At 33.3% G+C, this 12,503-nt stretch carries 11 protein-coding genes, 1 tRNA gene and 1 pseudogene; all 13 read left to right on the forward strand.

Annotated elements, in window-relative coordinates:
• Positions 1 to 19: 19 nt before the first annotated feature.
• A pseudogene (locus tag OCV48_RS01225) lies at positions 20 to 493 on the forward strand (GNAT family N-acetyltransferase); the annotation flags it as partial.
• 387 nt (positions 494 to 880) lie between these two features.
• Complete coding sequence (locus OCV48_RS01230; protein WP_147590901.1) at positions 881 to 2,389, forward strand: ABC transporter substrate-binding protein; 1,509 nt, start codon at positions 881 to 883, stop codon at positions 2,387 to 2,389.
• Positions 2,390 to 2,441: 52 nt separating this feature from the next.
• Entirely contained in the window at positions 2,442 to 3,380 is a 939-nt protein-coding gene (locus OCV48_RS01235) for an ABC transporter permease (RefSeq protein ID WP_021981996.1), read from the forward strand.
• Between the two features lie 26 nt (positions 3,381 to 3,406).
• On the forward strand, positions 3,407 to 4,204 hold the full coding sequence (locus OCV48_RS01240; RefSeq protein WP_021981995.1) for an ABC transporter permease: 798 nt from the start codon (positions 3,407 to 3,409) through the stop codon (positions 4,202 to 4,204).
• 38 nt (positions 4,205 to 4,242) lie between these two features.
• The gene (locus tag OCV48_RS01245; RefSeq protein WP_021981994.1) at positions 4,243 to 5,673 is read left to right on the forward strand and encodes an ATP-binding cassette domain-containing protein; all 1,431 of its coding nucleotides are present in this window, start codon (positions 4,243 to 4,245) and stop codon (positions 5,671 to 5,673) included.
• Between the two features lie 247 nt (positions 5,674 to 5,920).
• The gene (locus tag OCV48_RS01250; RefSeq protein ID WP_021981993.1) at positions 5,921 to 6,337 is read left to right on the forward strand and encodes a hypothetical protein; all 417 of its coding nucleotides are present in this window, start codon (positions 5,921 to 5,923) and stop codon (positions 6,335 to 6,337) included.
• Between the two features lie 103 nt (positions 6,338 to 6,440).
• A tRNA-Gln gene (locus OCV48_RS01255) sits at positions 6,441 to 6,513 on the forward strand.
• Between the two features lie 116 nt (positions 6,514 to 6,629).
• A complete protein-coding gene (locus OCV48_RS01260; protein WP_021981992.1) occupies positions 6,630 to 7,346 on the forward strand; it encodes an acyl-[acyl-carrier-protein] thioesterase in 717 nt (238 codons plus the stop codon).
• Positions 7,347 to 7,475: 129 nt separating this feature from the next.
• Positions 7,476 to 8,303: a CvfB family protein gene (locus OCV48_RS01265; protein WP_147590903.1), complete on the forward strand. Its 828-nt coding sequence runs from the start codon at positions 7,476 to 7,478 to the stop codon at positions 8,301 to 8,303.
• Positions 8,304 to 8,391: 88 nt separating this feature from the next.
• The gene (locus OCV48_RS01270; protein WP_021981990.1) at positions 8,392 to 8,766 is read left to right on the forward strand and encodes a RidA family protein; all 375 of its coding nucleotides are present in this window, start codon (positions 8,392 to 8,394) and stop codon (positions 8,764 to 8,766) included.
• A gap of 110 nt (positions 8,767 to 8,876) precedes the next feature.
• Positions 8,877 to 9,914, forward strand: coding sequence for a type II CAAX endopeptidase family protein (locus OCV48_RS01275; RefSeq protein ID WP_021981989.1), 1,038 nt, complete (start codon positions 8,877 to 8,879; stop codon positions 9,912 to 9,914).
• 244 nt (positions 9,915 to 10,158) lie between these two features.
• Entirely contained in the window at positions 10,159 to 11,271 is a 1,113-nt protein-coding gene (locus OCV48_RS01280; protein ID WP_021981988.1) for an ABC transporter ATP-binding protein, read from the forward strand.
• Positions 11,272 to 11,409: 138 nt separating this feature from the next.
• Complete coding sequence (locus OCV48_RS01285; protein ID WP_147590904.1) at positions 11,410 to 12,498, forward strand: PucR family transcriptional regulator; 1,089 nt, start codon at positions 11,410 to 11,412, stop codon at positions 12,496 to 12,498.
• The last annotated feature ends 5 nt before the right edge of the window (positions 12,499 to 12,503 follow it).

Raw genomic sequence — 12,503 nt, forward strand, 5'->3', positions numbered from 1 at the left:
AACAGAAAGATTATACCTAAGAGAAATAAGTTTAGAAGATTTAGATGCATTATATGAGATATATTCATATGATGGAATGACAGATTATATAGAACCATTATACGAGAACCGAGATGAAGAAGAGGAATATACCAGGGCATACATTGACAATATGTATCATTTCTATGGATACGGGATATGGGTTGTATGCCTTAAAGACAATGGTAAGATTATCGGCAGGGCAGGTATCAGCAACAGAGAAGTTGATGGAGAAAATAAGTTAGAAATCGGCTATATAATCGGTAAACCATACTGGCATCAAGGGTATGCATTTGAGGCTTGCAAGGCTGTCTGTAAGTTTGCAAGGGAAGAAATTATGGTGAACGATATGGTTGCATTTATTGATGGCAAAAATATAGCTTCGATAAATCTGGCTAAGAAATTAGGTTTTAAATTGGTAGAAATTATAGAATCATCTGAAAAAGTATTTGAGTATTACAGGAAGATATTGTAATATAAAAAAGAAGCTTGACTGTGCGGAGTTCAAGCTTCCTTTTTATATGTATAATGTGAGGGAAAGTAAAAAACGAGGACGTATCATATGAACGTCCTCGTTTCTATGTATAATTATAATGGAAAATATACATTTGTCAACTATAAAATTTGATTTCTTTAAATTGTATAATTTAATAAACAAGAAAAATTCTCTTGATTTTTATTATTACTAAGTATACAATGTAGAAGTCTTTTCAGGATTAGGAGATATGGAACACATATAGCTGATATACTGGCAATGTGATAAGTACATATTTAAGAAAAATGTTAGAAGAGACTAAAACATTAGGAAATATTCACGTGCATGAGTATTTCTCATGTGTGGATATACCGGAAAGAGGACAGAATGAAGAAAAAGATTTTAGCAGTCTTATTAACGATTGCGACTTGCACTGCACTTACAGCATGTTTTGGCGGTAGCAAAGGAAGTGGAAAAACCTCTCAGGGTGATAATTCAATAGTTGTAGGAATACAGAATGATTTGGATAGTCTTGACCCACATTTAGCAGAGACGGCAGGAACTAGAGAAGTTTTATACAACGTATTTGAGGGCTTAGTCAAGCCTGATAAAAATGGTGATTTAGTTCCGGCAGTAGCAAGTGATTACAAAGTTTCTGACGATGGAAAGGTATATACATTTACGCTTAGAGAAAATGTGAAATTCCACAATGGTGAAACAGTTACTGCTGAGGACGTTAAATATTCTATAGAACGTAACGCAGGTAAAACAGGTGGAGATGTATTAGTAAGTGCATTTGCTAAGATTGACAGCGTAAATATTGTAGATGATTCTACAATTGACGTAGTGTTATCAGAGGCAGATACAGAATTTATAGGTTATATGACAGTTGCAATAATTCCTAAGGATTATGACTCACAGGCAACAGCACCAATTGGTACAGGCCCATATAAGTTTGTGTCATATACTCCACAGGAGAACATTAAATTAGAGAAATTTGCAGACTACTGGCAGTCAGGTGTTCCAACTATTGATAACGTAGAATTCAGAATTGTTCAGAACACAGACTCAGTAATCCTTGATTTAAAAGCAGGCTCAATAGATGTATATCCATATCTTACAGACAGCCAGGCAACAGAATTATCAGGAACAATGGATATCGTAGATGGTAATTCAAATCTTACTCAGGCATTATATTTGAATAATTCTAATGAAATATTCTCTAATAAATTAGTAAGACAGGCTATGTATTATGCAATTGACAGAGAAGAGATTATGTCGATTGTAGCAGGTGGAAAAGGTACAGCTCTTGGAAGTGCTTTATATAGTGGTTTTGGTAAATACTATGAAGATTTATCAGGTAAATATACAACTGATATCGAGAAAGCAAAAGCTTTATTAAAAGAAGCAGGATACGAAAATGGTTTCTCATTTACAATAAAGATTCCATCAAACTATCAGTTCCATGTAAGTACAGGTGAAGTTATTGTTGAACAGTTAAAGAAAGTTGGAATAGAAGCGAAAATCGAACTTATCGACTGGACAACATGGTTAGAAGATGTATATACAAACAGAAATTTTGAAGCAACAGTTATCGGTATTGATGCTAAACTTGCACCATCAGATATGATGCTCAGATATAAGTCTGATTATAGCAAGAATTTCTGTAACTATACTAACACTGAATATGATGAAGTACTTGCAAAAGCTATGTCAACAACAAATGAGGACGAAAAGGTTGGATATTATCATCAGTTACAGGAGATTTTAGCTGATGATGCAGCAGCAATTTACATTATGGATCCACCAACATTAGTTGCATTAAACAATAAACTTCAAGGATTTACATTCTATCCTGTATTTGTACAGGATATGTCAGTATTAAATTTTAAGTAAAACTAATTTAGATAAATGAATTAAATTGCAAAGAATCAGAAGGAGGCAATATATGAAATATATAGTAAAAAAGGCATTAACGTTAGTTGGTACATTATTATTAGTTTCATTTATTGCCTTTCTTTTATTTCAAATTGTACCGGGTGATCCTGTAACATCAATGCTTGGAACAGAATATAGTGAGGAACGTGCCGAGAGTCTCAGAGAAGAATTAGGTATAAATAAACCAGTTATAGTCAGATATGTCAACTGGCTTACAGATTTTGTTAAAGGTGATTTTGGAATTTCTTACAAATATAAGATGCCTGTTTCGAGATTAATCTCTGATAAGATTCCTGTTACAATGTATCTTGCAGTTATTACACTTATTGTAATAGTAATTATTTCTATACCATTAGGTGTGTTTATGGCAAGATTTGGACATAGAAAAGTGTCAAAAATATTTGATATTGTTAACCAGTCCGTAATGGCAGTGCCATCATTTTTCTTAGGAATTATGATAACTATAATTTTCGGACTTGTACTTAAATGGTTTACACCGGGTAAATATGTAAGTTACCGGGATGATTTTAATGGATTTATTATGTATTTAATTCCGGCTGCTTTTGCGGTAGCAATACCTAAGATAGCAATGATGGTAAAATTTCTTAAAAATTCTCTGATAAGAGAAATGGACTCAGACTATGTAAGAACAGCTTACAGTAAGGGAGCAGGTGAAAACAGAGTATTATTCTGCCATGTTCTTAGGAATGGTCTGATGCCCGCTATTACTCTTTTAGGTATGATTATTGCAGAAATAATGGCAGGAAGTATCGTGGTAGAACAGGTATTTAACCTGCCGGGATTATCGGCAATTCTTGTAAGTTCGGTATCAACAAGAGATTATCCGGTGGTTCAGGCAATCGTAGTATATATTGCATTTGTGGTAATTATTACTAATTGTATCGTAGATATTTTGTATCATATTATTGATCCAAGAGTAAAGAATTAGAGCAATGCCTGCGGAATGGAGATAGGATGAAAGTTAAGAAGAATTTCAGTCTGAAATTAGGACTTTTTATAATGATTATTTTATTGTTGATGATAATTGTTAATTTTTTTTATCAGCCATATTCATCTAATGCAATGGACGGCAATATGAAGTTTAGTGCACCATCAGCCAAGCACATTATGGGAACGGATAACTATGGAAGAGACATCTATGTGCGAACGGTAGAGGGTATGAAAGTTACATTTATAGTAGCTATTGCAACTGTGGCTATAGGACTATTCTTTGGAATAATTATCGGTGCATTTACAGGCTATTATGGTGGAATTATCGATGAGGTTCTTATGAGATTAAATGATGCACTGGCTTCATTTCCTAGTATATTGCTTGCGTTGATATTTGTAAGTATCTTAGGAAGTGGCAAATATAAGATAATTATTTCACTTGGAATAATATTTATTCCGAGTTTTGCCAGAATTGTAAGAAGTGAATTTATCAAATTAAAGCATATGGATTATGTTAAAAGTGCAAGACTTATGAAAGCGTCAGATTTGAGGGTTATGTTTGTTCATATGCTTCCAAATGCAATTCCTACAATAATAACATCAGTGGCAATCGGTTTTAATAATGCTGTTTTGGCAGAATCTAGCATGAGCTTCTTAGGAATAGGTGTGCAGCCACCGAATGCCAGCCTGGGTCGTATGCTTTCAGAGGCAAAAGGCTATATATTCTCAGCACCATGGGCATCAATCTTTCCAGGATTAATGATAATATTATTGATATTATCGTTTGTATTGATAAGCGAAGGTGTTAGTGAACTGAAGTAAGTTGAAGCAGATTATAGTGCATAGAAATGAGGAAATGTATGTTAAAGGTTGAAAATCTTACAGTGTCATTTAATGATGATATAGGAAATGGCATAATCGTGGATAATTTTTCTTTTGAACTGAATAAAGGTGAAATTCTGGCGTTAGTAGGTGAATCTGGTTCGGGAAAATCTATGACAGCATTAAGCATAATCGGACTTCTTAAGAAAAATGCTGTGGTAGGCGGGGTGATTGACTTAGATGGAACCAATCTGTTAGAGCTTACTAAAAAAGAAAGAAGAAGCTATATGGGTGACGATATAGCAATGATTTTCCAGGAGCCAATGACTTCGCTAAATCCTGTTATGCGTGTGGGAAAACAGGTTGAAGAGATGATTAAGCTTCATATTGATGCATTTGACAAAAGACCTTCTAAAAAGGAAATGAAGGATAAGGTTATTGAAATGTTTGAGAAAGTAGATTTGCCTGAACCTGAGAAAATCTATAGAAAATATCCTCATGAGCTGTCAGGTGGTATGAGACAGCGTGTAATGATAGCAATGGCAACCGTCTGTAATCCAAAGATATTAATTGCCGATGAACCAACTACTGCATTAGATGTACAGACCCAGGAACAGATATTAGATTTATTAAAAAAAATAAGTAAAGAGAATAACATATCAATTCTTATGATTACACATGATTTGAATGTAGTGGCAGATATGGCGGATAGAATAATTGTAATGAATGGTGGCAAAAAAGTAGAAGAAGGCGAAACAAAGCAGGTTCTTACACAACCGAAAGAAGAATATACGAAGAAACTTATTGCATCAATTCCAAGAGGCAAAAAAGAACCGGAAGAGAAGAGCAGAGAGACTATTGTAGAAGTTAAAGATTTAAGCATTTATTATAAAGAGGGTTCTAAGAAACACTATGTAATAAATAATTTGAATTTCCAGATTCATAAAGGAGAAATTTTAGGGCTTGTGGGAAGAAGTGGACTTGGTAAAACTACAATTTCTAAGACTTTATTAGGGATTCATAAACAATATACAGGTGAAGTGATTAATAAGGCAACGTATAGCCAGATGGTATTTCAGGATCCGTTTAGTTCACTTAATCCATCTAAGACAATAGGCTGGATATTAGAAGAACCATTAAAGGTAAGAGAACATATGGAACGCGATAAACGTAAAGAAACGGTAGAAGAAATGCTTGTCAAAGTTGGGCTGGGTAAAGAGCTTGCCAGACGTAAACCGGCGGAATTAAGTGGAGGTCAGAGACAGAGAGTAAGTATTGCACTTGCACTTATCGGTGGAGCAGACTTCATAATTGCTGATGAACCTGTATCGGCTCTTGATGTTACGATTCAGGCACAAATACTTGAATTATTACTTTCACTTCAAAAAGAATTTGGATTGTCAATGTTATTCATTTCACATGATATACACGTAATAGATAAAATGTGTGACAGAATAATTAATATATAGTGTGAAAATAAACTATAAAAATCAGGGTTAAGAAAAGACATATTTGTTCCGATAATTAGAATATATATAGAATAGAAGTATTTGGTTACAGTTTGAGAATTTAGTGAAAGCATATTAATGTATAAATTTAATTTCATTATATTTTATTTAGTAAGTAATACATATAAATGTATAAATTAGTAAAGATTGAAATATATTGAATAGTGTATATTTAAAAAAAATCTGGTACAGGCAAGAGGTGTTTAAAATGAGTTCAGCAATAAATATGAATTACGGATATTTGCAAGGCTATAATAATTCATTGAATATGAATCAGAATGTACGCCAGGATAGCGACGGACTTGTTATAAAGAAGAATAGTAATAGTACAAATGAGATTTCGAATAATACATCTTCAGATACTGTATTAAATAAATCTGATGAAGAAAATCAGAAATATAGCACTAATGATAATAAACTTTTGACATCAGACAGGGTGATTGAATTGGCAGTCACTAAAGATATGAATAAGGATAAGTCATTAATTGGCAGTGAAAGCAATCTTGAAACTCTTGATGTTAAAAAAGCTATATCGGATATGCAGCGTGATAAGATAATTATGGAATATCAGACATTTATAAGTAATCCTGCTACAGATGATGGTTTTGTTAAGAAAATCAGATAGAATTTAATGCGGAATAATCGAATATGATAAAATATGAAAAAAAATTAAAAAGTGCTTGCATTATATTTGAGTATCGTGTATAATACCATTTGTCGCGAGACATTGGCCCATCGCCAAATGGTAAGGCACTGGACTCTGACTCCAGCATTTTCAAGGTTCGAATCCTTGTGGGCCAGCTACTTCACTACATTGTAGTGAAGTTTTTTTAATTTAACAGGAAAAATTCAATTATTTTCTGCTAAAATTAAAAAGCACTCCGCACATTGTTAATGCATTGAAAAGAGGTAAAATAATGAGAACAGATTTTAAAAGCAGGGTACGATTTAGCGAAGTAGATGCTGACTGTAAATTATCATTTGGAAAAATAATAGATTATCTTCAGGATTGTTCAAATCTTCAATCAGAGATGCTTGGAGTGGGCGTTGAACATCAGGAAGAGACTAATAAAGCGTGGATACTCAGTTCGTGGCAGGTGGAAGTAAAAGGCGAGATAAAAAATGGAGATAATATAGAAGTTGCTACGTGGCCATATTCATTTAACAGGGCATGCGGCAAACGAAATTATACGATAGCTATGGCTGATTCGCCAAAAGATTACATAATAGAAGCTGACAGTATGTGGGTGTTATTGAATATCGGTACGGGTATGCTTACTAAAGTGGAAGATTCAGATACAGAGAAATACGAATTAGAAGAGCCGCTCGATATGAATTATTCGAAAAAGAAGATTGCAAAGACATCTGAATATGAAAGAAAAGATGAGCATATTGTATACAATTATCATTTGGATATTAACAGACATATGAATAATGCGTGGTATGTTAAAATCGCAGAAGAATATATCGAGGATAAGAGTAAGATAAAATCGTTCAGGGTTGAATATAAGAAATCAGCTAAATTAGGAAATAAAGTAATTCCTTTTGTAGCTTATGAGAATGGCAGATATGTAATAGAGCTTCGGAATGAAGAAAATGAAGTATATGCGATAACAGAATTTAATGAAAATTAAGTACAAAGTTATATAAGAATTAAGCAGATTATATATTGTAAATGAGCATAAAGTTGTGATAAAGTTAAATAAAAGCAGAACATTATAGAATGATAGAAATAATAATATAAGAAAAGAAGAGGAAGCCATATGCTTAGATTAGGAGAAAGACAGACATTAAAATATTTGAATAAAACAGATTTTGGTATTTATCTGGGTGAAAATGAAAGAGAAAAAGTGTTATTGCCTAAGAAACAAGTACCAGAGAATCTAAGACCGGGTGATACACTTGACGTATTTATATACAGAGATTCATCAGACCGTTTAATTGCCACTACAAGACAGCCACTTATTAATTTAGGAAATATGGCAGTTCTTAAAGTTAATGAAGTAGGTAAAATTGGTGCATTCTTAGACTGGGGACTTGAGAAAGATTTATTTCTTCCATTCAAGGAACAGACAGAGAGGGTTAAACCCGGCAATTCATACCTTGTAGCACTTTATATTGATAAGAGCAACAGATTAGCAGCGACTATGAAAGTTTACAGATATTTAAAAACAACAGGAAAATATCAGAAAGATGATATGGTTACAGGAACAATATATGAGATAAACAGTGAAATTGGTGCATTTGTAGCGGTTGATAATGAATTTTATGGATTAATTTCTAAACAGGAAATGCATGGAAAGATTGAAGTAGGACAGACAGTTTCAGCAAGGGTAACAGAAGTCAGAGAAGATGGCAAACTTAATTTAAGCCCTAATAAAAAAGCTTATATGCAGATGTATGATGATGCAGAGAAAGTTTTAAAAGTAATCAGTGAATATGACGGAGTGCTGCCGTACAATGACAAGGTTTCACCAGAAATAATAAATAGAGACTTTGGAATGAGCAAGAATTCATTTAAACGTGCAGTAGGTCATTTATATAAAGAGGGACTTATTGACATTGGAGAAAAAAGTATTAAAATAAAATAATAAAAGCTAAATATATTTGAGAAAGGATATTGCAGACATCGGACTATTTAGCGGTCATAACAGATGAAGAATCTGCATGGTAATTTATATGAAGAAAATAATCAGTACAGACAAAGCTCCAGCAGCAATCGGACCTTATTCACAGGCAATTGAAGTTAATGGAATGGTTTATACATCAGGCGTTATACCTGTTAATCCAGCAACAGGAGAGATTCCTGAAGGAATAGATGCACAGGCTGACCAGGCAATCGGTAACCTTTGTGCATTATTAAAAGAAGCAGGAACATCAGCAGACAACGTAATAAAGACAACAGTATTTATTAAGGAAATGGACGATTTTGCTAAGGTAAATGCTGTTTATGCAAAATATTTTGAAAAAGACTGTCCTGCACGTTCATGTGTAGAAGTTGCAAGACTTCCAAAAGATGTATTAATAGAGATAGAGGCAATTGCAGTAAAATAATAAATATATGATATAAGATAAGAATAAGTCAGAAATTCTAACTGGGATCAGGTGGAGTTTCTGACTTTGTAGTATTAAATTGATAAATATATCGAAAATAAGGAGAATATATGACTAGAGCCAGAAAGACCAATTTATTTTTTCTATGGATGCTTGTATTCTATATTGCAGGTTGTTTATTTGTAATTCCCGTACTTCCTGATTCGTGTTTTAAGAATTATTCAAATATTGTAATCGGACAGTCATTGATTTTCATTCCTTTTGTACTGTATCTCATTGTAACAAAGGGAAAAATATTGAAAGACTTAAAGGTAAGAAGGATAGGTGTACTTAATACATTTTTGCTTGTTATATTAACATATTGTATGATTCCGGTTGTAAGCTTTTTAAATGTTTTAACTATGATGTTTGCTAAAAATGAAGTGTCAGGTCAGTTAGACGGAATGAGCAATAATAACTTTCTGTTTAATATATTTATAACGGCATTTGTACCGGCAATTATGGAGGAATTAATATTCAGAGGAGTTTTGTACAGTGGTTATAGAAATAGCACGATAAAGAGAGCCATACTTGCAAGTGCCTTGGCATTCGGATTGTTTCATATGAACGTAAATCAGTTCTGCTACGCATTCTTTATGGGAATTGTATTTGCACTTGTAAGAGAAGCGACAGGCAGTATGCATTCAAGTATGATAATGCATTTCCTCGTAAATGCAAATAGTATCGTGTTACTGAAACTTTATGATATACTAACGAAATACGTTAATAAAATGGCAAATAATGATAGTTCATTCAGAGAATTAGCAGACAGTCTTAACAGTTCGGCAGATTCTGCAGTAACATTTGCGGACTATCCGCTAAGCCAGAAATTATCACTACTCAGCTCAACAGCATTTAGTGCAGTAATTGCATTTATAATAGGTATGGTTATACTTATGCTTATTGCCAGGAGATGTCACAGAAAATATCACATAGATTGTATAATAGCATCATTTACCGGAAACAGACACGGGATGCCTGATATAAATAACTATAAACCGGGAGAATATATAGAGACAAATACATCAGAATACGGTGGAAAAATTGTTGATTTCGTATTCGTTACAGCGGTAATTCTGTGTATTATGCTGATTATATATTCGTGGTGACGCGGCTTGAATTATAATTTGTATGCTATTTGTACATTATATATGAAAATAGTAATAATATCTTAAAAAAAAGTCTTTGAATGTAAAAAATGCTAAAAGACAGAAGTGCCTATTATGCAAATTTACCAAAACACAAAAAGGCTTTTCGGCATTTTAGTCAATGGCTTTTTTTGAGATTATGTTATACAATAGGTAGGTAATGAAAATGAGAATAATAATATTCAAATATTAGGAGGAATTATAAATGGCTAGTTTATCATTAAAGAACATCAGTAAAGTATATCCTAATGGCTTTGTCGCTGTTAAAGACTTCAATCTTGAGATTCAGGATAAAGAGTTTATCATCTTCGTAGGACCATCTGGTTGTGGTAAATCTACAACACTTCGTATGATCGCAGGTCTTGAAGAGATTTCAGGTGGAGAATTATACATAGGCGACAGACTTGTTAATGATGTTGAACCTAAAGACAGAGATATCGCAATGGTTTTCCAGAACTATGCTTTATATCCACATATGACAGTATATGACAATATGGCTTTTGGTCTTAAATTAAGAAAGACTCCAAAGGATCAGATTGACAAATTAGTACATGAAGCAGCAAGAATTCTTGATATTGAACACTTACTTGATCGTAAGCCAAAGGCTTTATCAGGTGGTCAGAGACAGCGTGTAGCTATGGGACGTGCTATTGTTCGTAATCCTAAGGTATTCCTTATGGACGAGCCTTTATCAAACCTTGATGCTAAGTTAAGAGTACAGATGAGAATTGAGATTTCTAAATTACATCAGAGACTTGAGACAACAATTATCTACGTTACACATGACCAGACAGAGGCTATGACACTTGGTACAAGAATCGTAGTTATGAAAGATGGTATTGCACAGCAGGTAGATACACCTAAGAACTTATATGATAATCCATGTAACTTATTCGTTGCAGGATTCATGGGTTCACCTCAGATGAACTTCATCGATGCACAGGTTACACAGTCTGGTTCAGACGTATTATTAGTATTCGGCGCTCATTCAATCAAAGTTCCAGAAGCTAAAGCTAAAGCACTTATCGACGGTGACTACATTGATAAGACAGTTGTTATGGGTGTCAGACCAGAAGACTTCCATGATGAAGAAGTATTTATCGATGCAAGACAGGATAGCGTAATCGAAGCTACTATCAGATTATACGAGATGCTTGGTGCTGAAGTATTCTTATACTTTGATATTGAACAGTTCAACTGTACAGCAAGAGTTAACCCTCGTACAACAGCAAGACCAGGTGATACAATCAAGATTGCAATTGATACATCAAAATTACATATCTTTGATAAAGATACACAGCAGGTAATTGCTAACTAGTTTGAATTTATAATTCAATTAGTGAATAATATGTGAATTTTTGAGGAAATACATAAAAAATATGTATTTCCTCTTTTTTTTTTTGTCAAAATAGTTTAATATAACTATATCCGATTAAAAAATATGGGAGTGAAGCGAATGATATCAAATCAAATACTTCTTAATACAATAGAAGGACTAAAAAACATAACAAGAATTGATATGTGTGTAATGGACACAGAAGGTAAAGTATTGGCATCGACATTTAATGGTGCTGAAGAGAATGAAGCAGCAGTATTAGCTTTTGTGGATTCTCAGGCAGATAGTCAGGTTGTCTCAGACTTTCAGTTTTTTAAAGTGAGCGAAGATAACCAGCTTGAATATATTTTACTGGCTAAAGGCAGTACAGATGATGTATATATGGTGGGAAAGATGGCAGCATTTCAGATTCAGAGTCTGTTAGTTGCGTACAAGGAGCGTTATGATAAAGATAACTTTATTAAGAACCTCTTACTTGATAATATGCTTTTGGTTGATATTTATTCAAGAGCTAAGAAGCTTCACATAGAAACAGATGTGAAACGAATTGTATTTATTATAGAGACAAAGCATGAGAAAGATACTAATGCTTTAGAAACTATAAGAGGATTATTCTCTGGTAAATCTAAAGATTTCATAACAGCAGTTGATGAGAAGAATATTATCCTTGTTAAAGAAGTGGCAGAAGGTCAGACATATGCAGATATGGATAAGATTGCCAACACATTGTTAGATATGTCTAATTCAGAAGCAATGGCTAAAGTGAATATCGCATATGGTACAATAGTTAACGATATTAAGGAAGTATCTAAGTCATTTAAAGAGGCTAAACTTGCATTAGATGTTGGTAAGATTTTCTACAGTGATAAGAAAGTTATTGCATATAACCGATTAGGAATCGGCCGTCTTATTTATCAGTTACCAATGCCTCTTTGTAAAATGTTTATTAAAGAGATTTTCGATGGTAAATCGCCTGATGAATTTGACGAGGAGACATTGTCTACAATTAATAAATTCTTTGAAAATAGCCTGAACGTTTCAGAGACTTCAAGACAGTTATATATACACAGAAATACTCTTGTATATAGATTGGATAAGTTGCAAAAGACTACTAATCTTGACTTAAGAGTATTTGATGATGCAATCACATTTAAGATTGCGTTAATGGTTGTTAAATATATGAAATATATGGAAAATATGGACTATTAGAATAA

It is taken from the genome of Bovifimicola ammoniilytica (genome assembly GCF_025567085.1).
GTDB lineage: Bacteria > Bacillota > Clostridia > Lachnospirales > Lachnospiraceae > Bovifimicola > Bovifimicola ammoniilytica.